This is a genomic window from Arthrobacter sp. SLBN-53 (assembly GCF_006715585.1).
GTDB classification, from domain to species: Bacteria; Actinomycetota; Actinomycetes; order Mycobacteriales; family Mycobacteriaceae; genus Mycobacterium; species Mycobacterium neoaurum_A.
Window position 1 is genome coordinate 3,797,074 of sequence record NZ_VFNN01000001.1, and the last position, 22,656, is coordinate 3,819,729.

Annotated in this window: 25 protein-coding genes; 17 read left to right on the top strand and 8 right to left on the bottom strand. The window is 67.3% G+C overall.

All coding sequences use genetic code 11. The annotated features are described in order from the left end of the window. The first annotated feature begins 27 nt into the window (after positions 1–27). A complete protein-coding gene (locus tag FBY28_RS18240; protein WP_141868796.1) occupies positions 28–846 on the top strand; it encodes an SHOCT domain-containing protein in 819 nt (272 codons plus the stop codon). A gap of 51 nt (positions 847–897) precedes the next feature. After that, a complete protein-coding gene (locus FBY28_RS18245; RefSeq protein WP_019514024.1) occupies positions 898–1,779 on the top strand; it encodes a mycofactocin-coupled SDR family oxidoreductase in 882 nt (293 codons plus the stop codon). On the opposite strand, the gene rocD is transcribed toward FBY28_RS18245, so the two are convergent. Beyond that, positions 1,766–3,010 (bottom strand): ornithine--oxo-acid transaminase, encoded by a 1,245-nt coding sequence (gene rocD, locus FBY28_RS18250; protein ID WP_216847797.1) that lies wholly within the window; start codon positions 3,008–3,010, stop codon positions 1,766–1,768. The genes FBY28_RS18245 and rocD overlap by 14 nt on opposite strands. Then, the gene (gene ddaH, locus FBY28_RS18255; protein ID WP_141868798.1) at positions 2,983–3,825 is read right to left on the bottom strand and encodes a dimethylargininase; all 843 of its coding nucleotides are present in this window, start codon (positions 3,823–3,825) and stop codon (positions 2,983–2,985) included. The genes rocD and ddaH overlap by 28 nt, the downstream gene beginning before the upstream one ends. A 120-nt stretch (positions 3,826–3,945) precedes the next feature. On the opposite strand from ddaH, the gene FBY28_RS18260 reads away from it, so the two are divergent. Both FBY28_RS18260 and FBY28_RS18265 read left to right on the top strand, forming a co-directional pair. Beyond that, entirely contained in the window at positions 3,946–4,383 is a 438-nt protein-coding gene (locus tag FBY28_RS18260; RefSeq protein WP_023985330.1) for an Rv2324 family transcriptional regulator, read from the top strand. Positions 4,384–4,430: 47 nt separating this feature from the next. After that, the gene (locus tag FBY28_RS18265; RefSeq protein WP_216847798.1) at positions 4,431–5,609 is read left to right on the top strand and encodes an NAD(P)/FAD-dependent oxidoreductase; all 1,179 of its coding nucleotides are present in this window, start codon (positions 4,431–4,433) and stop codon (positions 5,607–5,609) included. A 4-nt stretch (positions 5,610–5,613) separates the two neighbouring features. Here FBY28_RS18265 and FBY28_RS18270 read toward each other — a convergent pair whose 3' ends face one another. From FBY28_RS18270 to mftR, 3 genes are all read right to left on the bottom strand, one after another. After that, a complete protein-coding gene (locus FBY28_RS18270; RefSeq protein ID WP_141868800.1) occupies positions 5,614–6,810 on the bottom strand; it encodes a VOC family protein in 1,197 nt (398 codons plus the stop codon). Beyond that, positions 6,807–7,322 (bottom strand): RNA polymerase sigma factor, encoded by a 516-nt coding sequence (locus FBY28_RS18275; RefSeq protein WP_216847799.1) that lies wholly within the window; start codon positions 7,320–7,322, stop codon positions 6,807–6,809. The genes FBY28_RS18270 and FBY28_RS18275 overlap by 4 nt, the downstream gene beginning before the upstream one ends. 97 nt (positions 7,323–7,419) lie before the next feature. After that, positions 7,420–7,998 carry a mycofactocin system transcriptional regulator MftR gene (gene mftR / locus FBY28_RS18280; protein WP_286178228.1) on the bottom strand — a complete coding sequence of 193 codons (579 nt, stop codon included), beginning with the start codon at positions 7,996–7,998 and terminating at the stop codon, positions 7,420–7,422. 102 nt (positions 7,999–8,100) lie between these two features. Between mftR and mftA the strand changes: the two genes are divergently transcribed. The 7 genes from mftA to mftG all read left to right on the top strand — a co-directional run bounded on the left by mftA (position 8,101) and on the right by mftG (position 14,544). Continuing rightward, entirely contained in the window at positions 8,101–8,196 is a 96-nt protein-coding gene (gene mftA / locus FBY28_RS18285) for a mycofactocin precursor MftA (RefSeq protein WP_141868802.1), read from the top strand. A gap of 2 nt (positions 8,197–8,198) precedes the next feature. Then, a complete protein-coding gene (gene mftB, locus FBY28_RS18290) occupies positions 8,199–8,498 on the top strand; it encodes a mycofactocin biosynthesis chaperone MftB (RefSeq protein ID WP_141868803.1) in 300 nt (99 codons plus the stop codon). Continuing rightward, positions 8,495–9,715, top strand: coding sequence for a mycofactocin radical SAM maturase (gene mftC / locus FBY28_RS18295; protein ID WP_141868804.1), 1,221 nt, complete (start codon positions 8,495–8,497; stop codon positions 9,713–9,715). Before mftB ends, mftC begins: the two co-directional genes overlap by 4 nt. A 5-nt stretch (positions 9,716–9,720) precedes the next feature. Next, the gene (mftD, locus tag FBY28_RS18300) at positions 9,721–10,896 is read left to right on the top strand and encodes a pre-mycofactocin synthase MftD (RefSeq protein ID WP_141868805.1); all 1,176 of its coding nucleotides are present in this window, start codon (positions 9,721–9,723) and stop codon (positions 10,894–10,896) included. A gap of 144 nt (positions 10,897–11,040) precedes the next feature. Beyond that, the gene (gene mftE / locus FBY28_RS18305) at positions 11,041–11,760 is read left to right on the top strand and encodes a mycofactocin biosynthesis peptidyl-dipeptidase MftE (RefSeq protein ID WP_286178229.1); all 720 of its coding nucleotides are present in this window, start codon (positions 11,041–11,043) and stop codon (positions 11,758–11,760) included. Then, positions 11,757–13,169: a mycofactocin biosynthesis glycosyltransferase MftF gene (gene mftF / locus FBY28_RS18310; protein ID WP_141868807.1), complete on the top strand. Its 1,413-nt coding sequence runs from the start codon at positions 11,757–11,759 to the stop codon at positions 13,167–13,169. The genes mftE and mftF overlap by 4 nt, the downstream gene beginning before the upstream one ends. A gap of 7 nt (positions 13,170–13,176) precedes the next feature. After that, complete coding sequence (gene mftG, locus FBY28_RS18315; protein ID WP_141868808.1) at positions 13,177–14,544, top strand: mycofactocin dehydrogenase MftG; 1,368 nt, start codon at positions 13,177–13,179, stop codon at positions 14,542–14,544. Here mftG and FBY28_RS18320 read toward each other — a convergent pair. Beyond that, positions 14,541–16,130: an MFS transporter gene (locus FBY28_RS18320; protein WP_141868809.1), complete on the bottom strand. Its 1,590-nt coding sequence runs from the start codon at positions 16,128–16,130 to the stop codon at positions 14,541–14,543. The two genes, mftG and FBY28_RS18320, sit on opposite strands and share 4 nt — an antisense overlap. A 71-nt stretch (positions 16,131–16,201) precedes the next feature. Between FBY28_RS18320 and FBY28_RS18325 the strand changes: the two genes are divergently transcribed. Further along, on the top strand, positions 16,202–16,882 hold the full coding sequence (locus tag FBY28_RS18325) for a TetR/AcrR family transcriptional regulator (protein ID WP_216847802.1): 681 nt from the start codon (positions 16,202–16,204) through the stop codon (positions 16,880–16,882). Here the strand turns inward: FBY28_RS18325 and FBY28_RS18330 are convergent. Further along, on the bottom strand, positions 16,848–18,113 hold the full coding sequence (locus tag FBY28_RS18330; protein WP_141868810.1) for a cytochrome P450: 1,266 nt from the start codon (positions 18,111–18,113) through the stop codon (positions 16,848–16,850). The genes FBY28_RS18325 and FBY28_RS18330 overlap by 35 nt on opposite strands. A 106-nt stretch (positions 18,114–18,219) precedes the next feature. On the opposite strand from FBY28_RS18330, the gene FBY28_RS18335 reads away from it, so the two are divergent. Further along, positions 18,220–19,818: a carboxylesterase/lipase family protein gene (locus FBY28_RS18335; protein WP_216847803.1), complete on the top strand. Its 1,599-nt coding sequence runs from the start codon at positions 18,220–18,222 to the stop codon at positions 19,816–19,818. Positions 19,819–19,839: 21 nt separating this feature from the next. Here FBY28_RS18335 and FBY28_RS18340 read toward each other — a convergent pair whose 3' ends face one another. Continuing rightward, entirely contained in the window at positions 19,840–20,319 is a 480-nt protein-coding gene (locus FBY28_RS18340; protein ID WP_141868811.1) for a hotdog fold domain-containing protein, read from the bottom strand. A 402-nt stretch (positions 20,320–20,721) separates the two neighbouring features. Here FBY28_RS18340 and rpsJ point away from each other — a divergent pair, with 402 nt between their 5' ends. Genes rpsJ through rplW form a run of 4 tightly spaced genes read left to right on the top strand, consistent with a single transcriptional unit; the run spans position 20,722 to position 22,648 of the window. Continuing rightward, complete coding sequence (gene rpsJ, locus FBY28_RS18345) at positions 20,722–21,027, top strand: 30S ribosomal protein S10 (protein ID WP_003883485.1); 306 nt, start codon at positions 20,722–20,724, stop codon at positions 21,025–21,027. A gap of 15 nt (positions 21,028–21,042) precedes the next feature. Continuing rightward, entirely contained in the window at positions 21,043–21,696 is a 654-nt protein-coding gene (rplC, locus tag FBY28_RS18350) for a 50S ribosomal protein L3 (RefSeq protein WP_141868812.1), read from the top strand. Then, the gene (gene rplD, locus FBY28_RS18355; RefSeq protein WP_141868813.1) at positions 21,696–22,346 is read left to right on the top strand and encodes a 50S ribosomal protein L4; all 651 of its coding nucleotides are present in this window, start codon (positions 21,696–21,698) and stop codon (positions 22,344–22,346) included. Before rplC ends, rplD begins: the two co-directional genes overlap by 1 nt. Continuing rightward, positions 22,346–22,648, top strand: coding sequence for a 50S ribosomal protein L23 (gene rplW / locus FBY28_RS18360; protein WP_141868814.1), 303 nt, complete (start codon positions 22,346–22,348; stop codon positions 22,646–22,648). The genes rplD and rplW overlap by 1 nt, the downstream gene beginning before the upstream one ends. Positions 22,649–22,656 lie beyond the last annotated feature (8 nt).

The window sequence follows — 22,656 nt, forward strand, 5'->3', positions numbered from 1 at the left end:
TGTGCCCGTCGAGGTGAGGAGCGCGCCATGGTGTGGCGTTATGTCAAGGCCCAAGCGTGGGTTCTGCTATGCGGTGGACTCGTGGGCCCGATCTTCCTGGCGGTCTACTTCGCCACCGGCCAGAGCGAGCTGATGAAGTGGATGTTCTGGGTGGGTCTGTTGATCACCGCGGTCGACGTGCTGGCCGCCCTCGGCCTGGCGGCCTACGGGGCCAACGCGCAGGCCCGCACCGAGGCGCTGGAAGCCGGCGGGGTACTGGCGCTGGCCACCATCACCGGTCTGACCGAGACGAACACCCGCATCAATGACCGACCGCTGGTGCGTCTGCAGTTGAACATCGCCGGGCCCGGCATCGCACCGTTCGCGGCCGAGGATCAGGTCATCGCCGGAGTGGAGCGGTTGCCGATGCTGACCGCACGGCGGCTGGTGGTGCTGGTCGATCCTGCGACGCGCAAGTTCCAGATCGACTGGAACAGGTCGGGTTTGATCAACGGTCTGATGCCGGCGACGTTCTCGGTCGCCGAGGACAACCGGACCTACGATCTGTCCGGTCAGGTGGAACCGCTGATGGAGATCCTGCAGATCCTCAAGGCCAACGGCATCGGGATGAACAGCATGGTGGATTTGCGTGACAACCCTGTCGCGCGTGCACAGGTGCAGGCCGTGGTGCGCCGTGCGGCCGGTCGGCGTGCGGCCGCACCCGAACCCCCCGCCGCGGCGGCGCAGGCGGCTACCTCGGTCAGTACCGCGCAGCGGTTGCAGGAGTTGGAGACGCTGCGGGCCACCGGTGCGATCACCGATCAGGAGTACACCGTCAAACGCCAGCAGATCATCGCCGAGCTGTAGCGCGCGGAAATATTAGAACACGTTCCATTTTGGCTGCTAGCCTTGGCCCTCGTGAGTTCGGCGTACGAGGAAGGACCGGTCATGGCGGCAGAGAAGGCACTCGAAGGCCGAGTGGCATATGTGACCGGGGCCGCGCGCGGTCAGGGCCGAGCGCACGCGGTGCGGCTGGCCAACGAGGGCGCCGACATCGTCGCCTCCGACATCTGTGCGCCGGCTTCTCCGACGGTCACCTACCCGGCCGCCACTCCCGAGGATCTCGCCGAGACGGTGCGCGCGGTCGAAGCCACCGGACGAAAGGTGCTCTCGCGCGCCGTCGACATCCGTGATCTGGAAGCCCAGCAACAGCTCGTCGCCGACACCATCGAACAGTTCGGCCGCCTCGATGTGGTGGTCGCCAACGCCGGAGTGTTGAGCTGGGGCCGGATCTGGGAGCTGACCCCCGAACAGTGGGACACCGTCGTCGACGTCAATCTCAACGGCACCTGGCGCACCATCCGCGCGACCGTGCCCGCCATGATCGAGGCGGGTAACGGCGGGTCGATCATCATCGTCAGCTCCTCGGCCGGTGTGAAAGCCACCCCCGGCAACGCCCACTACGCCGCCTCCAAGCACGGCCTCACGGCGTTGACCAACTCGCTGGCCCTTGAGGTCGGCGAATTCGGTATCCGGGTCAACTCGATCCACCCGTACTCGATCGACACACCGATGATCGAGCCGGAGGCGATGGGGGCGATGTTCGCCAAGCATCCCAGCTTCCTGCACAGTTTCGCCCCGATGCCGTATCACCGGGTCACCGACGGTAAGAGCGAAGGGTTGGCCGCCTTCATGGCGCCCGAAGAGGTGTCCAATGTGGTCGCATGGTTGGCCGGCGACGGTTCGGCGACCCTGTCGGGCAGTCAGATCGCCGTCGACCGTGGCGTCATGAAGTACTAGCCAGCACCTCGGCGAATCTGTCCAGCGCCCAATCGATCTCGTCGGCGGTGACCACCAGCGGGGGAGCCAGCCGCAAGGTGTGACCGTGCGTGTCCTTGACCAGGACACCCCGTTCGGCCAGCCGCCGGCTCACCTGCTTGCCGGTCCCCAGCGCCGGATCGATGTCCACCCCGGCCCACAGGCCCTTACCGCGGACCGCTCTCACCCCGGGGATCTCGGGCAACCTCGCATGCAGCCGTGCGCCGAGTTCGGTTGACCGGGATTGGTATTCGCCGGTGCGCAATATCGACACCACGGTGGAGCCGACCGCTGCCGCCAACGGGTTGCCGCCGAAGGTCGAACCATGCTCACCGGGGTGCAGCACGCCGAGGACATCTGAGTCGGCCACCACCGCCGACAGTGGAAGTACCCCGCCGCCGAGCGCCTTGCCGAGCAGGTACACGTCGGGCACCACATCCCAGTGTGCGCAGGCGAAGGTTCGCCCCGTCCTGGCCAGGCCCGACTGGATCTCGTCGGCGATCAGCAGCACGTTGTTCTGCGTGCACAGTTGCCGGACTCTGGGCAGGAAATCGTCGGGTGGCACGATGATGCCCGCCTCGCCCTGGATGGGCTCCACGAGGACCGCGACGGTGTTCTCGCAGATCGCGTCGGCCACCGCATCGGCGTCGCCGAACGGGACCGCACGGAAGCCCGGGGTGAAGGGTCCGAATCCGTCGCGCGCGGCCGGGTCGTCGGAGAAGCTGACGATCGTGGTGGTACGACCATGGAAATTGTTGTGCGCCACGATGATCTCGGCCCGACCCGGCGGAACGCCCTTGACATCGGTGCCCCATTTGCGGGCAACCTTGATGGCGCTCTCGACCGCTTCGGCACCGCTGTTCATCGGCAGCACCATGTCCTTGTCGCACAGTTGGGCCAGGGCCGCGCAGAACGGACCGAGCCGGTCGGAGTGGAAGGCCCGGCTCACCAGGGTGAGCATGTCGAGCTGGGCGTGCGCGGCGGCGATGATCAGCGGATGGCGGTGGCCGAAGTTCACTGCCGAGTACGCGGCCAGAAAGTCCAGGTAGCGGTTGCCCTCCACGTCGGTGATCCAGGCGCCCGTCGCCGAGGCGGCAACCACCGGTAGCGGTGCATAGTTGTGTGCCACGTGTCGACCGTCCAGCTCGATGGCCGCCGCGGTGGCGCGGTGGTCGGCGACCACGTTCACGAAAAGATCTCCAGCGTGCAGCATTTCACCGATCCGCCGCCCTTGAGCAGCTCGGAGAGCTCGATACCGACGGGGTGGAATCCCGCGTCCCGCAACTGCTCGGCGAATCCCGTCGCGGCCACCGGCAGCACCACATGACGACCGTCGGACACCGCGTTGAGGCCCAGCACGAACGCGTCGGCGGAACCGACGGTGAGAGCATCGGGAAAGCGGCTGCGCAGCAGGGCAAGTGCGCCATCGCTGAATGCCGGCGGGTAATAGGCGATCAGCGGGGAGGGTCCGTCGGTGAGCACCGTGAGTGCGGTGTCGAGATGGTAGAAGCGCGGGTCGATCAGTTCCAGGCTCAGCACCGGCAGTCCGGTGATCGCGGCGATCTCGTCGTGGGCTCGGCGGTCGGTGCGGAAGCCGTAACCCGCCAGCACCGTCGTACCGGCTACCAGTAGATCGCCCTGTCCCTCGTTGTGGTGGCGGGTCCGCCGCGGTTGCAGTCCGGCCGCGCTCATCCATGCGCAATGGGCGTCGGCCTCGGCCGCGCGCTCGGGATAGGTGAAATTGGCGACGATCGCGTGACCGTTGACCACCAGCCCGCCATTGGCGGCGTAGACCATGTCCGGCAGGCCGGGGACCGGGTCGACCAGTTCGACGGTGTGCCCGAGGTCGGTGAAGGTGCGCCGCAAGCCCTCCCACTGCGCGACGGCCCGGTCGACGTCGACTCCGATGGTGGGGTCCATCCACGGGTTGATGGCGTATTGCACCGCGAAGTGCGCGGGTGCGGTCATGACGAATCGGCGGGTGCGGGCTCGGCGGGTGGTTTCGGTGCTGAGGTCGGAAACCGTCATGATCATGACGATATTGACCTCGGCGGACGCAATCAATCGCCATGCATTGCGTCTAGTGTGCATATTGATTGCGCGTTATGGCGCAGAGCGCGTATTTGTTGCGGCGGGGAGGGGCTGTGGATGGACGAGGTCGATGAGCGCATCATCGCCGAGCTGACCGACCACGCGCGCGCGACATTCGCCGAGATCGGTGAGCGGGTGAATCTGTCCGCGCCTGCGGTCAAGCGCCGGGTTGACCGCATGCTCGACACGGGGGTGATCCGTGGTTTCACCGCCGTGGTCGATCGGCAGGCGCTGGGCTGGACCACCGAGGCCTATGTGCAGGTGTACTGCCACGGCACCATCGCGCCCGCGGAGTTGCGGCAGGCATGGGTGAACATCCCGGAGGTGGTGAGCGCGGCGACGGTCACCGGAACGGCGGACGCGATATTGCACGTGCTGGCGCGCGATATGCGACATCTGGAGGACGCGCTGGAACGGATCAGGGCCAGCGCCGATATCGAGCGCAGCGAGAGCATCGTGGTGTTGTCCAACCTCATCGAACGCGGCAGATCCTGACGGGGTAGGCGGACCACCCGGGCCGCTGGTGGTGTATGAAGTCCCACGTGGCAAATACTGGTGGAATCGTCATCGTCGGCGGCGGCCTGGCGGGTGCCCGCACCGCCGAACAGCTCCGTCGCGCCGAGTACGACGGCCCGATCACCATTGTCAGCAACGAGCAGCACCTGCCGTATGACCGGCCACCGCTGTCCAAAGAGGTGCTGCGCAATGCCGACCACGATGTCGTGCTCAAGCCGCAGGAGTTCTACGACGAGGCACGTATCACGCTGCGGCTGGGCAACGGTGTCACCGCTGTCGACACCGCGGCCAGGACGCTGACGCTGGCCGATGGCTCGACGCTCGGATACGACGAGCTCGTCATCGCGACCGGCCTTGAGCCCAAGCGGATTCCGTCATTTCCTGACCTCGAGGGCATCCGGGTGCTGCGTTCGCTCGGCGAGAGTGCCGAGTTGCGTGAGCATGCCGCGCGCGCCCGCAATGCGGTGATCATCGGCGCCGGGTTCATCGGCTGCGAGGTTGCGGCCAGCCTGCGCCAACTCGGCGTCGAGGTGGTGATCGTCGAGCCGCAGCCCACCCCGCTGGCCTCGGTGCTGGGCGAGACGATCGGCGCGTTGGTCACCCGGCTGCACGAGGCCGAGGGTGTGCAGGTGCGCTGCGGTGTCGGCGTCGATTCGGTGTCCGGTGATGGCAAGGTCGAGAAGGTGGTGCTCTCCGACGGCACGGAACTGGACGCCGACATCGTCGTCGTCGGTATCGGATCGCGCCCGGTCACCGGCTTCCTCGACGGCAGCGGTGTCGAGGTGGACAACGGTGTGGTGTGCGACTCGGCCGGCCGCACAGGAGTCGAACACGTGTGGGCCATCGGCGATGTGGCCTCCTGGCGAACCGAGGCGGGCCATCAGGAGCGCGTCGAGCACTGGAGCAACGTCGCCGAGCAGGCGCGCGTGCTGGTGCCCGCCCTGCTGGGCCGGGAGCCCGCGTCGGCGGCCGTCTCGGTTCCCTACTTCTGGAGCGATCAGTACGACGTCAAGATCCAGTGTCTCGGAGAGCCGGCCGCCGATGATGTCGTGCACCTGGTCAGTGACGACGGCCGTAAGTTCCTTGCCTACTACGAGCGCGATGGTGTGCTGACCGCGGTGGTCGGCGGCGGCATGCCCGGCAAGGTGATGAAGGCCCGCGGCAAGATCGCCGCGGGGGCTCCCATCGCCGACGTCCTCGACTGATCGCTCAGAACTCACCGAGGTAGAACACGCTGCCCTGGTCGTCGGTGCACAGCGCCGAGCGCCCGTAGGACTGCGTCGAGGGTTCTTCGAGGATCGTGCCACCGGCGGCGCGGACCCGCTGGGTCGCCGCGTCGATGTCCGTGACGGTCCACATCGGCACGGCCGCAGGTCGATCCTGGCCGCCCACCACGCCCGCCATCGGGTGTGTGCCCTGGATCTCCCAGCCGTCCGCAACGCGACCGGTGTCGAAGGGCCAGAACAGGAATCGGTTGTAGAACGCCCGGAATGCCGCGGAGTCCTGCGCGTGGTAGGTGATGTAGGAAAGGTCGCCGGGGGCTGCGCCGTTCAATTCCGGGCGCGGGGTGCCGGGCGCGGGGCGGTAGACCGCGAACGGCGCACCGGAAGGATCGGTCGCGTCGAGCGTCGGGCCGTACCCGGACTCGGCTTCGACTCCCACCGTCCCGCCGCCGGCGATGATCGCCTGACGCGCCACGGCCAGATCGTCGACGGCATAGCAGCAGCGCATCGTCGGGATTCCCGCGCTGCCGGACAGCGTGATTCGGGTGGCGGTGTTGGTCACCCGGTCTGCCGCGGCGTCGAACTCCCAACCGAGCACCCGACCGTAGAAGGTTGCGGCGCGCTCGGTGTCGGGGGTGCAGATCGACACGACGCCGACATCGCCGTGCTGGATGCCGACCGTGGCACCGGTGACCGGTCCGGTCAGCATCCACCGGTGTCCGGATGGGTCGATGATGGTCGCGGTGCGTGACCCGTGCGCCTCGTAGGGTTGCCGCTCGACGGTGGCACCGCGGCCGGCCGCACGCAGCACCGCCGCATCGGTGTCCGGCACCTGCAGCATCAGGCTCACCGAGACCGACTGTCGGGCGGGTGCTTTCAGGCCCATCTCGGGGAATTCGTCGGCCAGGTAGAGCAAGCCCGACCCGATGGTGAGTTCGGCGTGCCCGACTCGACCGTCGTCCATCAGGATCGGGTCGCCCAGCAGTGAGGCGCCCAGTGCGTCGATGTACCAGTCGATGGCAGTGCGCGCATCGCGGACCGACAGATAGGGCAGCGCTGCGGGGCGGGGCAGGGCGAGGGCCGATTCCAGGCGGGCGCGCAGCCGGGCCGCGAACGCCGGATCGGGAGCCACCGGAAGCTCGTCACCGCGCAGTGCGGTCAACGGATCTGGGTCGTCGATCATGGGGTGCCTCCTTCCGGGTAATGCGTTCGAAAAGCGCGGCGGGCGCGTACCAGCAGGGCTTCGGTCGCGTGCACCGTCCGCCCGAGCAGTTGTGCGCATTCGGGTACCGAGCAGTCATCGAGGTAACGCAATGCCAGCACGGTGCGGTGATGTTCGGGCAGTTGTGCCAGCACCGACTCGGCGACGATGCGGTCGAGTTCGATGTCCCAGTCGTCCACCGGGTCGGTGTCCGGCAGATCGGCGACCGGCACGGTGAATCTGTCGTGCCTGCGGCGGTAGTGGTCGGCCAGTTTGTGCCTGGCCACCCCCACCAGCCAGGGCATCGTGATCGGCGGCGGCGCTGACCGGCGGGCGGCGTCCATGGCCGCCAAGAACGTCTCCGACGTCAGATCTTCGGCGGTTGCGCGATCACCGCAGCGCCGGGTGAAGTATCCGTACACCACCGGCAGCGCCTCGTCATAGAGCTCCAGGAGCTCCCGGGGCGCGTCGCGGGGTTCGGTGTGGACGCTCACACCCATATCGTCGCCGCCGAGGCCTCAACTCCGACACCCCAATTTCAGGCGATTTGTGGAGTCTCGGCCGCCACCAGCGCGGGCGAGACTCCACAAATCACAGTTCGGTCAGACCGCGGCCCACCACATCGAAGGAGTCGCCGAGCAGCCGGGCCAGTGACACCGACTCGTCACCCAGCCACTGCTCATAGGCGGTCAGCGCGACACCCAGCAGGGTCCACGCGGCCGTCTGGGGAACCAGACCGTCGGCGTGCTCACCGCGGCGGCGGGCCACGTAGTCCGCCACCACGGCGCGCCATCCGGCATACATCGTCATCGAATGTGCCTGTAGGGCATCGGTTTTGAGGATCAGTCGCATCCGGCGACGATGGCGGTCCTTGTCGTCGAACTCGTTGAACGCCAGGAGTGCGGTGCGCAACGCCTCGCCGACGCCCGCGGTCGGGTCGGCGTCGTCGAGCAGTTGGCGCATGTGGTTGAGATAGGCGTCGAAATCTCCCCAAGGGATCGCATTCTTGGACGGGTAGTAGCGGAACAGGGTCCTACGGGCGATGCCGGCGGCCTTGGCGACATCGTCGACGCTGACCTCGTCGAAGCCATGGGTGGTGAACAACTCGAGGGCGACGTCGGTGATGTGGTCCTGATTGGTCGACGGGCGCCGGCCGACGCGAGACGCCACGTGAACCACCCCTTCCATTTGTGCACTGGATGCCATATTGTGTGCGACACAGGTCACACTCATCGAATACGGTGACCTGGTAACAGCCTAGAAAGGTATGACATGGACCAGAACCAGCAGGCCGAGAACAGCACCGAACTCGTCACCGAATCGCTCGTCGAAGAGGTCTCCATCGACGGTATGTGCGGGGTCTACTGATCGTGACCGCACCCACTGCTGATGCAGTGGCGTTCGATCCCGATCGCGGCTGGCGGCTGCACCACCAGGTGGCGGTGCGGCCGGAGCCGTTCGGGGCGCTGCTGTACCACTTCGGTACCCGCAAGCTGTCTTTCCTGAAGAACCGGACGATCGTCGCGGTGGTCAACTCGCTGCCCGAGCACCCCGACGTCCGATCCGCCTGTCGCGCCGCCGGTATCGACGACGCCGCCCAAGGCCCCTATCTACATGCGCTGAGCGTGTTGGTGAAGTCCAACATGCTCGTCGCCGAGGAGACTTCATGACCGCCGTCCTGCCCCCGGCGCTTGCTCCCGTCAAGGTCGCCGAGCCGACGAAGGTTCCCAAGCTCGTCGAGCAGTTCGAGCACGGCCTCGACGCGCCGATCTGCCTGACCTGGGAACTGACGTATGCGTGCAACCTGTCGTGTGTGCACTGCCTGTCCTCCTCCGGCAAGCGCGACCCGCGTGAGCTGTCGACCCAACAGTGCAAGGACATCATCGACGAGCTGGAACGCATGCAGGTGTTCTATGTGAACATCGGCGGCGGCGAACCGACTGTCCGATCGGACTTCTGGGAGCTCGTCGACTACGCGACCGAGCATCACGTCGGGGTCAAGTTCTCCACCAACGGTGTGCGCATCGATGAGTCGGTGGCCGCGAAGCTGGCCGCCAGCGATTACGTCGACGTGCAGATCTCGCTGGACGGCGCGACCGCCGAGGTCAACGACGAGGTCCGCGGACCCGGCTCGTTCGCGATGGCGATCCGTGCACTGGAGAACCTGCGCGAGGCGGGCTTCAAGGATGCCAAGATCTCGGTGGTGGTGACCCGCCACAATGTCGGCCAGCTCGACGAATTCAAGGCGCTGGCAGATACTTACGGCGCGACCCTGCGTATCACCCGGCTGCGTCCCTCCGGTCGAGGGGCCGACGTCTGGGATGAGCTGCACCCGACCGCGGCCCAGCAGGTCGAGCTCTACAACTGGCTGGTGGCCCACGGCGAGCGCGTGCTCACCGGTGACTCCTTCTTCCACCTGTCGGGTCTCGGGGAGCCGGGCGCGCTGGCCGGGCTCAACCTGTGCGGTGCCGGCCGAGTGGTCTGCCTGATCGACCCGGTGGGTGACGTGTATGCCTGCCCGTTCGCCATCCACGACAAGTTCCTGGCCGGAAATGTTTTGACCAGCAACGGTTTCAAAGACGTGTGGCAGAACTCGGTGCTGTTCAACGAACTGCGCGAGCCGCAGTCGGCCGGTGCCTGCGCCAGCTGTAATCATTACGACGCGTGCCGGGGTGGCTGCATGGCCGCCAAGTTCTTCACCGGTCTGCCGATGGACGGGCCCGATCCCGAATGCGTCCAAGGCTACGGCGAGCCCGCCCTGGCCGGCGAGCGCGACAAGCCCAAGTCCAGTGTCGACCACTCCCGCGCCGGCGGGAGGAAAGGTCCGATCCCGCTCAAACTCCTGACCGTCCCGCCCAAGAAGTTCTGTAACGAAAGTCCTGTGTAGAGATCATGGCCCGTGATACCTGGTTCGAGACCGTTGCCATCGCCCAACAGCGTGCGAAAAAGCGGCTGCCCCGCTCTGCCTACTCCTCGCTGATCTCGGCCAGCGAGAAGGGCATCTCGGTCTCCGACAATGTCGAGGCGTTCTCCGAATTGGGCTTCGCGCCCCACGTGATCGGTGCCACCGAGAAGCGGGAGATGTCCACCACCGTTATGGGACAGGACATTTCGATGCCTGTCGTCATCTCGCCGACCGGCGTACAGGCCGTCGACCCCGACGGAGAGGTGGCCGTCGCCCGTGCCGCCGCCGCCCGCGGCACCGCCATGGGACTGTCCTCGTTCGCCAGCAAGCCGATGGAGGAAGTCACCGCCGTCAACGACAAGATCTTCTTCCAGATCTACTGGCTGGGTAGCCGCGACGACATCCTGGCCCGGATGGAGCGCGCCCGCGCAGCCGGGGCCAAGGGCCTGATCCTCACCACGGACTGGAGCTTCAGCCACGGCCGGGACTGGGGTAGCCCCAAGATCCCCGAGCAGATGGATCTGAAGACCATGATCAAGATGAGCCCCGAGGTCATCACCAAACCCCGCTGGTTCTTCAGCTTTGCCAAGCACCTGCGTCCGCCGGACCTGCGGGTCCCCAACCAGGGGCGCCCCGGCGAGCCCGGCCCGACCTTCTTCGAGGCCTACGGCCAATGGATGGGCACCCCGCCGCCCACCTGGGAGGATGTCGCCTGGCTGCGTGAACAGTGGGGCGGTCCGTTCCTGCTCAAGGGCATGGTCCGTGTCGACGATGCCAAACGCGCTGTGGACGCCGGGGTTTCGGCGATCACGGTGTCCAACCACGGCGGCAACAACCTGGACAGCACCCCGGCCGCCATCCGCTGCCTGCCTGCCATCGCCGATGCGGTCGGCGACCAGGTCGAGGTCCTGCTCGACGGTGGTATCCGCCGCGGTAGCGATGTCGTCAAGGCCGTCGCGCTGGGTGCGCGCGCGGTGCTGATCGGGCGGGCCTATCTGTGGGGTCTGGCCGCCAACGGCCAGGCCGGTGTCGAGAACGTCCTGGACATCCTGTCCGGGGGGATCGACTCCGCGATGCGGGGCCTCGGCAAGTCGTCCATCCACGACCTCACCCGCGAGGATGTGCTGATCCCGGAGGGCTTCACCCGCACGCTGGGTGTCTGACGGTCGCGACCTGAGTGAGACGGGCGTGGCTGACGTTACGGACGTGACCGAATGTCCGCCGACCGGGCGACAGGGCGACCACGATTTCCGTCGCATGCGCCAACAATCGGTGCATCACAGGTGAACTGGGCCTACCATCGGCGGGTGGCTTTACCCGCCGATCTCGGTAGCGAGACGTCGACCGGACTCGTCGGTGGCACATCCGGCGGCAGGCCGGCGCTGATCATCCCGGTCGGGTCCCTCGAACAGCACGGACCGCACCTGCCGTTGGACACCGACACCCGCATCGCCGAGGCCGTCGGACGGGCGGTGGCGGCCCGGCTGGGCGACGGCTGGCTGCTGGCGCCCGCGCTGAACTATGGTGCCAGCGGTGAGCATGAGGGCTTCGCGGGCACCATCTCGATCGGCACCGACGCCCTGCGGCAGGTGTTGATCGAGTACGGCCGGTCGGCCGGGATCTGGGCAGGCCGGATGGTCTTCGTCAACGGCCACGGGGGGAATGTCGAGGCACTGACCGGGGCGGTCACCACGCTGCGCTACGAGGGTCGCGATGCCGGGTGGTGTTCCTGCGCGGTGCGCGGCGCCGATGCGCACGCCGGGCACACCGAAACCTCGATACTGCTGCATATTTCACCCGATGACGTGCGCAGGGACGCCGTGGTGCCCGGAAACAGCGCCCCATTGGCGGAATTGCTGCCTGCCATGCGGGCGGGTGGGATTGCCGCGGTGAGCGCGGTCGGCGTGCTGGGCGATGCCACCACCGCCACCGAAGCCGACGGTGCCCGATACGTTGCCGCTATGGTCGACGAGTGTGCCCGCAAACTGTCGGCCTGGGCACCGAACGGACGGGGGATGCTGACATGACGGGGCCGCGGCTGCCGGACGGATTCGTCGTCCAGGTCGACCGGCGGGTCAAGGTGCTCGGTGCCGGCTCGGCCTTGCTCGGTGGCTCCCCGACCCGGTTGCTGAGGCTGGCTCCGGCGGCCCAGACGATGCTCGACGATGGCCGCCTGGAAGTCCACGATGCGCTGTCGGCGCAGTTGGCGCGTGCATTGCTCGACGCCACCGTGGCCCATCCGCGCCCGGCGTCGGGCCCATCGCACCACGATGTCACCGTAGTGATCCCGGTGCGCAACAACATCTTCGGGGTCAGTCGACTGGTCAGGTCACTGCGCGATATGCAGATCGTGGTGGTCGACGACGGATCCACGGTGCCGATCTCGGAAGTCGACTTCGCCGGGGCGCACTGCCCGGTACGGGTCGTGCGCCATCAGCAGAGCCGGGGGCCCGCCGCCGCCCGTAACACCGGCCTGCGGGTCTGCGACACCGATTTCGTGGCCTTCCTGGACTCCGATGTGGTGCCGCGGCGCGGCTGGCTGGAGGCCCTGCTCGGCCACTTCTGCGACCCGGCCGTCGCCCTGGTGGCGCCGCGCATCGTGAGTCTGCGCGAACCGGAGAATCTGCTCGCCCGCTACGAGGCCGTGCGTTCCTCCCTCGATCTGGGCATGCGTGAGGCGCCCGTCGTCCCGCTGGGATCGGTGGCCTACGTGCCGAGCGCGGCGATCATCTGCCGTCGCTCGGCGTTGATCGACGTGGGCGGATTCGACGAGACGCTACGATCCGGCGAGGACGTCGACCTGTGCTGGCGGCTGGTGGAGGCCGGCGCGCGGCTGCGCTACGAGCCCATCGCGCTCGTCGGGCACGACCACCGGACACATTTGCGGGAATGGTTCGCGCGTAAGGCTTTCTACGGAGAGTCGGCCGCGCCGCTCTCGGTGCGGCACCCCGGCAAGACGGCGCCGATGGTGGTCTCACGCTGGGTGCTGTTGTTGTGGATGCTGGCGGCCACGGGATCACCCCTGGGATACTGTGCGGCCGCGGTGATCGCCGTGCTGTTCGGCCGCCGGGTGGCCACCTCACTGGAGACCGTCGAGACGGCTCCCCGCGATGTCGCCACCATGACGGTGCACGGCCTGTGGGGGGCGGCGCTGCAGGTCGCCTCGGCGATCTGTCGGCATTACTGGCCTGTCGCCCTCGTCGCGGGGGTGATGTTCCGGCGTTGCCGGCGGGTGGTGCTGACCGCGGCGGTTCTCGACGGCCTGGTCGACTGGGTGAGCCGGAACAACAGCATCCCCGAGGACACCCGGCGGGTCGGATTCCTGGGTTATCTGGTGCTCAAGCGTCTCGACGACATCGCCTACGGACTGGGGTTGTGGACAGGTGTGGTCCGCGAGCGGCATCTCGGTGCGCTCAAACCGCAGATCCGTACCTGAGCGGCCCGTGCGCGTCGTCGTCGTCGGAGCCGGTAGCGCCGGTTCTCTTCTGGCCGAGCGGCTTTCCCGCGACCCTGGTTGCGAGGTGACGCTCTTCGAGGCGGGGCCCCTCGCCGCCGGTGCGGAGCTGCGGGCAGCCCATCGACTACCGATCGAGCCGGCCAGTCCGGTCGCGGCCCGCTTCTCGGCCGTGTTGACCGATCATCCGGCCAGACCGGTGAGCCTGGTGCGGGGCGCGGTGGTGGGGGGATCGGGGGCCATCAACGGCGGTTACTTCTGCCGGGGCCGGTCGACCGATTTCGACGGGTGGGAGCTGCCGGGATGGTTCTGGGACGATGTCCTGCCGGATTTCCGCGCCATCGAGACCGATCATGACTTCACCGGGCCGCTGCACGGTGCCGATGGTCCGATCCCGGTTGTCCGTACGCGCCGATTCAGCGCCGGCACAGAGCGATTCGTCGAATCCGCGTTGGCTCACGGCTTCGGCTGGATCGATGACCTCAACGGTACGCATACCGGCGATGGGGTCGGGGCCGTCCCGCTCAACGTCGTCGACGGTCAGCGGTGCGGACCGGGTGCGATGGCGCTGTCGCCGGCGTTTAACCGTCCCAACCTCGATCTTCAGTCCGGCACCCGCGTGGTGGCGGTCCGGTTCACCGGGCATCGGGCGGTCGGGGTTGAGGTGCTCGGGCCCGATGGGGCGGCGGTGTGCGAAGCCGACCGGATCGTGCTGTGCGCGGGTGCCATCTCCACCGCACAACTGCTGATGCTCTCGGGGTGCGGACCTGCCGAGGCACTGTCGCGGGCGGGGGTGCGTGTGCGGGTGGACCTCCCGGTCGGGCAGAATTTCGCCGACCATCCGGAGTGGCTGCTGCCGACGCGGTGGCCCGCGACGTCCGGACGTACCCCCCTGGAGGCGTCGCTGTCGGTCGGGGATCTCGACATCAGGCTCTACACATCAGGTTTCGCCGAGATGGTCGGTGAACCGCCGTCGGATCCGCCGCATCTGGGCGTGGCGCTGATGCGCCCCCGGGCGCGCGGCAGGCTGACGTTGGTGTCGGCGGATCCGCTGGTCGCGCCCACGATCGAACACCACTACGACTCGGTGGCCACAGATGTCGCGGCCTTGCGGGACGGGGCAGAGCTGGCGCGCGATCTTGCCGGTCTCGGTGGTGTCGAAGCCAATTGGTCTACCACCCAACATCTTTGCGGTACCGCCCCGATGGGCTCGGTTCTCGACGCGCAGTGCCGGGTGCTCGGGGTCGACGGGCTGTGGGTCGCCGACGGTTCGGTGATGCCCACCATCACCTCACGAGGTCCGCACGCCAGCATCGCGATGATCGGCCACCGGGTCGCGCCGTTCGTCGTCGGTTAGCGGCGATGCTTGCCGGTACCGCGCAGGACGCGCAGGACTGCCAGCTGGCGGCCGTCACGCCCGGGGGCCCAGAATCCGAGGACCACCGCGCTGATTCCCACCACGAGCGCCATCACCAGTAGCGCCGAGCTCATCGATTCGACGAATGCCGACTCGGCCAACTCGGCTACCGCGGCGCCTCGTGGCCCGAGGGCGGCCGAGACCTCCAAGGCCTGGCCCAGAGATCCGGTCACCGCCTCGCGCACCGGTGGCGGGAGATCGGCGGGCAGCGCCGGGGCCAGTGCCTCGGTGTACTTCGCGGCGAGCAGTGATCCGGCCAAGGCGATGCCCAGCGCGGCGCCCACCTCGCGGGTGGTGTCGTTGACCGCCGATGCCACGCCCTGCTTGTCGTCGGACACGGTGCTCATGATGGCCGAAGTGGCCGGCGTGGTGAGTAATCCGATGCCGGCGCTCATCACCAGCATGGGCCATCCGATGGCGCCGTAACCGTCCCCGAGCGAAACACCGCTCATCAAGGCGAACCCGATGGCGACGAGGGCCGACCCGGTGAACACGACCGCCCGCAGACCGACTCGAGGCAGGTACCAGAACGCCGTGGTCGAGAGCAGCAACACCGGGCCGACCAGTGGTGTCAACGCCATGGCGGTCTTGATCGGGGTGTAACCGAGGATCAGTTGCATGTGCTGCACGATGATGAAGAAGTAGCCGAACATCGACAGGAAGAAGACCGTGATCGTGGCCGCTCCGGTGGCGAAGGCGGGGTCGGCGAACAGTCGGATGTCCAGAAGCGGTTGCTCGCAGCGCAATTCCCATATCGCGAAGGCCCCCACCAGTGCCACGCCGGCGGACAGGCACCCGATCACCAGGGCATCGGACCACCCCCGGGCGGGTACCTCGAGGATGGCGAACACCACCGCCGCGAGCCCGCTGCCGATCAACATCGCACCGGCCCAGTCCAGCGCGGTGGCCACGGACTCCTTGGATGTGGCGATCGTCAGGGCGAGGACGAACAACGCCGCGGCGGCGGCGCTGAAGGCCCAGAAGATCACCTGCCAGGGCCAGAAGTGCAGGATGGCGCCCGACCCGAGCATTCCGATGATCGCGCCGGAACCGGCCGCGCCGGCCCAGATGCCGACGGCCTTGTTGCGCTGGTCTTTCGGGTAGGCCGTGGTGATCAGCGACAGGGTCGCCGGCATGACCAGTGCGGCACCGGCTCCGGCGGCGCCGCGCGCGATGATGAGGTGTAGTGGATCCGACCAGATGGCCGGGGCGATCGAGGCGATCCCGAACACGGACAACCCCACCAGTAGGGCACCGCGGCGGCCGTAGCGGTCGCCGAGCGCGCCGGCGGGCAGCAACAGGCAGGCCAATACCAATGTGTAGCTGTCGACGATCCAGGTGAGCTGGGTTTGGGTGGCCGACGTCGACGTCGCCAGATCCGGTAACGCGGTGTTCAACCCGATCATCGACGAGATGACAAGGAGGACACCGAGACACGCTACGGTGAGGGTCCAGCGGCGCGCGGCGGCAGACGGCTGCGGCATCGAGCCGGTGGCGTGGTCGGCCTCGCTGAGCGTATCGACCATGGCCCCGCTTTCGACGAGTGCGTTATTTTTGGTACTGACCGTCTTGTTTCGAGACTAACAGTCTCGTAGGGATGGTGGGAGGGGGAATCGCGATGTCGACGGTGCACACCGACCCACGGCCGGCGCGCTCGCGGGCGCGGTTGTTGGACGCTGCGACCACATTGCTGCGTACCGGCGGGCCCAGCGCGGTCACCGTCGACGCCGTCATCCGTGCCTCCAATGTTGCGCGGGCCACCCTGTACCGGCACTTTCCCAGCGGAAACGACCTGTTGGCGGCCGCCTTTCATGCACTCATCCCGCCCGTGCCGCTGCCGCCGGAGGGCGGCACGCTGCGCGATCGGTTGATCGCCGCGCTCGACGGTTTCGCGACGTTGGTCGTCGAGGCGCCGATCAGCCTGGCGGCGACGTCATGGCTTGCCCTCGGAGGCGGGCTGGAGCCGTCGTGGTGGCCCAGGGGAGACCATGATGCGGAAAGCGATGAGGTGCGGACACTGCGGGAACGGGTGGCCGAGCAGTACGCGGCACCCTTCGACGCCATCTTCGCCAGCCCCGATGCGGTCGCCCAGATCGGCGATGTGGACCGCGCGCAGGCCGTGGCGCTGCTGCTGGGCCCGATCGTGCTCGGCAAGCTCAGCACGCTGGCCGATTTCGACTACCACCAGGTGGCCAGGGCCGCCGTCGACGGCTTCCTGGCCACCCATGGCGGGGGCGGAAAAGCTAGCGCAGCGAGTACCGGATCGGCAGGTGCTTGAGCCCGCCGACGAATGTCGTCGCCGACAACTCCGGAGTGCCGGCCAGTTCGATCGAGTCCAGGCGCGGGATGAGCTCGGTGAACAGACTGTTCATCTCCATCCGCGCCAGCGCGGCCCCCAGGCAGAAGTGCACCCCGTAGCCGAAGGACACGTGCTTGTTGTTCTCGCGCCCGACGTCGAAGCGGAACGGCTCGGCGAACACGTCCTCGTCCCGGTTGCCCGAAGCGTAAGCAAGATAGACGGATTCGCCCTCGGCGATGGGAACCCCGCGCACCTCGGTGTCGGCGGTGGCGGTGCGCATGAATTCCTTGACCGGTGTGGTCCAGCGGATCATCTCCTCGACCGCGGTGCCCATCAGATCTGGTTGGGTGCGCAGCCGGTCGAGTTGGTCGGGATTTTCGATCAGCGCCAGCAGGCCGCCCGAGATGGCGTCCTTGGTGGTGTCATGCCCGGCGCTGGCGACGATCACGTAGTAGGAGGCGGTGTCCACATCCGAGAGTGGTTCACCGTCGATGCGGCCGTTGGCGATGGCCGAGGCCAGGTCCTCGGTGGGATTGGCCCGCCGTGAGGCGGTCAGGGTGGAGAAGTAGGCGAAGAAGTCCATCAGCACGGCGAGTTGGTCCTCCAGGGATCCGCCTTCGCGCTTGTACTCGTCGTCGTCGCCGCCGAACATCTCCTGGGTCAACATGTGCATGCGCTCGTAGTCCTCTTCGGGCAGACCGAGCAGCGACATGATGACGTAGAGCGGGAACTGCACCGCGATCGCGGTGACGAAATCGCATTCGGGCCCGATATCGCGCATCCGGTCGACATAACGCTTGGCCAGCTCGTCGACGCGAACCTTGAGGTCGCGCATGGCCTTGGGGCGGAACCAGTCCGCGCCGATGGCGCGGACCTTGCGATGGTGTGGGTCATCCATGTGGATCAGGGTGCGCAGGCCCATGCCTGCCTCCAGCTGTTGCTTGGCCAGGTCGTCGGCGGCCGCGGTGGCCAGCAGTGGCCGCGGTTCACTGATGAACAGGTTGTTCTCCCGCTCGACGGCCATGATGTCGGCGTGCTTGGTGATGGCCCAGAACGGTCGATACAGCCGAGACTCCACCTTGACCACGGGTTCGTGGCGGCGCAGGTAGGCCATCGCCTCGTGCAGCCGTGCATCGTCGGCGTAGGCCTTCGGCTCGACGAAGACCTTTGCGTACTCACTGGCCCGGCCGTCTTTGGTCGGAGTGCTCATCACGGGGCTCCTTCGTGCTGTCTTGACGGCTGTCAAGTCGGAGTCTAGGTGGGCGCCGTCGGTGACACCGCCAGATTGTCCGAATCGTCGTCAGTAGGCTCGATCCGTGCTCCTGTCGTCGCGATCCGTCCACCGCGCGCTGGCCCTGCTGGTGGTCGTGATGCTCGCCGCGGGGTGTGGACCGGGCGGTGGCGGCGGGCGGGCATCGCTGCCGCCGGACCCGTCGGTGGTGCGGACCGCCGACGGCTTCGTCCGTGGGGTGGCCACCCTGGACAAGCGCAATTTCTCGGGAATCCCTTATGCGGCACCGCCGGTCGGTCCACTGCGTTGGCAGCCTCCGCAGCCGGTCGCCCCATGGGAGGGTGTCCGCGACGCGACCAAGGCCGGCCCGCGGTGCCTGCAGGGCGAGAGCGGCGATGTGGAGTTCGGCAAGCAGACCGATGAGGACTGCCTGACGCTCAACGTGTGGACGCCGGCACCCGAGAACACCCTTCGGCCGGTGATGGTGTGGATCCACGGTGGCTCCTTCATCAATGGCAACGGCGCCATGTATGACGCCCGCTGGCTCGTCGACCGTGGTGACATCGTGGTGGTCACCCTCAATTACCGGTTGGGTGCCTTGGGATTTCTCGCCCATCCGGCGCTGGGGGAGCCCGGCAGCGTCGGCAACTATGGACTGGCCGACCAGCAGGCGGCGCTGCGCTGGGTGCACGAGAACATCGCGGCGTTCGGGGGCGACCCGGAAAAGGTGACCATCGCCGGGGAGTCGGCGGGCGGGATGTCGGTGTGCGATCACCTGGTCGCGCCGGCGTCGCAGGGCTTGTTCCGGGCCGCGATCATCCAGAGCGGACCGTGCCAGGCGCAGGTGGGGCTACCCCAGGCCGAGAAGATCAGCAGCGACTTCGCCCGCGATATGGGGTGTGCCGATGCGGCCGCCGTCGCCGCCTGTCTACGCGGGCTGCCGGCCCATCAGGTGGATAAACCGGTGTGGTACGGCCGAATCGGCGAGGACACCCTCAGCGGACCGGTCTACGGCACCACGACCTTGCCCGAAGACCCGATGGTCGCGTTCCGGGAGGGGTGGGCGGCCGAGGTGCCGGTGCTGATCGGCACCAATCGCGACGAGTTCACCCTCTTCGCCGCCCTGCAGTACCTGCGCGGGGCCAGACAGTACGACGCCGGGGAGTATCCCGACCTGCTTGCCGACACCTTCGGCGCGGACGCCGCGGCGGTCGGTGCCCGGTATCCGCTGGACAGATACGGCGGCAGCGCGGCACTGGCGTACTCGGCGGCGGTCACCGATGGCGTCTTCGCCTGTGTCACCGAACGGATGGCCGGCCAACTGGCATCGAGTCGGTCGGTTTTCGGCTATCAGTTCGACGATCCCCGCCCGCCGACTCCAGAACCGATGCGTACGTTGCCGTTTCCGGTCGGCGCCAGCCACTCGCTGGAACTGCGCTATCTGTTCGACGTCGGTGGGGCGCCGCCGCTGAGCCCTGACCAGCAACAGCTGTCGAACCAGATGATCGACTACTGGACGGCATTCGTCCGTTCCGGTGCCCCCGATGTCGATGGCGCACCGGACTGGCCGGCGGTCAGCGGCTCGGCTTCCTGGATGTCCCTGCGGCCCGACGGGTCGCGGATGGTCACCAATTTCGGATCCGTTCACCAATGCGATTTCTGGGCAGGACTGTCGGACCGGTAGCGAAGTGGTCCGCCCGTGCGGTCAGGACGTCGAGCTGACCGGGGTCACCCAGGTCGTGATCTCGGCGTGCACCACCTCGGTGCCTGCGCGGTCGGTGATGCGCACCGGCACCACGATCTCGGAGCCGTCGGTGATGGCGGCGAAGTCCGGAGGATTGAATCGGGCCGTGGCGCGCAGCGATGTCGTCGCCTTGGCGAGGTACTGCACCGTCATCCCTTTCGGGATCCACCGATGGGTGGCCGGCACGCTCGCCTCCATGGCCATCCCCATCGCCACCTCGGCGGCATTGCACGAGGCGATCGCGTGCACGGTGTGCAGGTGGTTGTAGACGTAGAACCACTTCGGCACGTCGACCTCGGCCAGTCCCGGCTCCATCCGGCGGATGTGCGGGAGTACCGAGGCGAAGTAGGGGACCCTGACCATCGCCGCCGCGGAGAACAACCGGCTACCCAGCGGTTTGTCGGCCAACTGCTGCCACGCGCGGTAGGTGGGACTCGTCATGCTTCGCTACCTTACTCATCGGTAAGATTGGCCGATCGCGGTGCGTCGAGCGCCTCGGCTCGACGCCCGGCGGGGGAGTGGCCGACCTGGTCAAATGGAGATTTGTAGGACGCCGGGATCTGAGGCATACTGTTCGGGTTGCCTTGAGCCGGGTTCGCCCGGTTGGAGGCAACCGACCAGCGTCCATTGCGGATGCATCCGGTCCCACCTCGATCGCGACGAATACGACGCGAAAGAATGTGCGTAAGGGCGACACACCCGAGCGCGGGGGTCGGTGAACCAGAGACAGGTAAACAGCGGCGGCAACAGGCTGCGCGCGCCCCGGTCACGGAGCGCGCACACCGAGGCCAGACCAGAGACAAGGCCCAACCATGGGCCCGTTAGTAGTGAGGTAGGAGAAGCGTGGCGGGACAGAAGATCCGCATCAGGCTCAAGGCCTACGACCATGAGGCGATTGACGCCTCGGCGCGCAAGATCGTCGAGACGGTTACCCGTACGGGCGCCAGCGTGGTCGGCCCGGTGCCGCTGCCGACCGAGAAGAACGTGTACTGCGTCATTCGGTCTCCCCATAAGTACAAGGACTCGCGGGAGCATTTCGAGATGCGTACCCACAAGCGCCTTATCGACATCCTCGACCCCACGCCGAAGACGGTTGACGCCTTGATGCGCATCGATCTGCCGGCCAGTGTCGACGTCAATATCCAGTAGGAGATTCCAGAACTCATGGCACGAAAAGGAATTCTGGGCACCAAACTGGGCATGACGCAGGTGTTCGACGAGAACAACAAAGTCGTCCCGGTGACGGTCGTCAAGGCCGGCCCCAATGTGGTGACCCGCATCCGTACCACCGAGCGTGACGGCTACAGCGCCGTGCAGCTCGCCTACGGCGAGATCAGCCCGCGCAAGGTGAACAAGCCGGTCACCGGTCAGTTCGCCGCCGCCGGTGTGAACCCGCGCCGCCACCTCGCCGAGCTGCGTCTCGACAGCGAGGAAGCAGCGGCCGCCTATGAGGTCGGCCAGGAGCTGACCGCCGAGATCTTCGCCGACGGTGCTTACGTCGACGTGACCGGCACCAGCAAGGGCAAGGGCTTCGCAGGCACCATGAAGCGGCACGGCTTCGCCGGCCAGGGCGCCGCGCACGGTGCCCAGGCTGTGCACCGCCGTCCGGGCTCGATCGGTGGCTGCGCCACCCCGGGCCGCGTCTTCAAGGGCACCCGCATGTCGGGCCGTATGGGTAGTGACCGCGTCACCACCCAGAACCTGAAGGTGCACAAGGTCGATGCCGAGAACGGTGTGCTGCTGATCAAGGGTGCCGTCCCCGGACGCAATGGTGGACTCGTCGTGGTCCGTACCGCGATCAAACGAGGTGAGAAGTAATGGCTCTCAAGCTTGACGTTCACACTCCGGACGGCAAGACGGACGGTTCCGTGGAACTTCCCGCTGCCCTGTTCGATGTGGAACCCAACATCGCTCTGCTGCACCAGGTGGTGAATGCGCAGCTGGCCGCGAAGCGTCAGGGAACGCATTCGGCCAAGACCCGCGCCGAGGTCTCCGGTGGTGGCAAGAAGCCGTACCGCCAGAAGGGCACCGGCCGCGCCCGTCAGGGCTCGACCCGCGCACCGCAGTTCACCGGTGGTGGCATCGTGCACGGACCGAAGCCGCGTGACTACAGCCAGCGGACCCCCAAGAAGATGATCGCCGCCGCCACCCGCGGGGCGCTCTCGGACCGGGCTCGCAACGACCGTATCCACGCTGTCACCGAACTGGTGGCCGGTCAGACTCCGTCGACCAAGTCGGCGAAGTCGTTCCTGGCCAGCCTCACCACGAACAAGAACGTGCTGATCGTCATCGGTCGCAGTGATGAGGTCGGCGCCAAGAGCGTGCGGAACCTGCCGGGCGTGCATGTCATCGCGGCGGACCAGCTCAACGCGTACGACGTGCTGCACGCCGACGACGTGGTGTTCTCGGTCGAGGCCCTGAACGCCTACATCACCGCGCACACCAAGAAGGAAGAGGTGTCTGCCTGATGGCCACGATCACCGACCCCCGCGACATCATCCTCGCGCCGGTCATCTCCGAGAAGTCCTACGGGCTGATCGAGGACAACGTGTACACGTTCGTCGTGCACCCGGATTCGAACAAGACGCAGATCAAGATCGCCATCGAGAAGATCTTCTCCGTCAAGGTCGATTCGGTGAACACGTTGAACCGCAACGGCAAGCGCAAGCGGACCCGCAGTGGCTACGGCACGCGCAAGAGCACCAAGCGCGCGATCGTGACCCTGTCCGCGGGCAGCAAGCCGATCGACTTGTTCGGAGCGCCGGCCTAGCGGCAGGC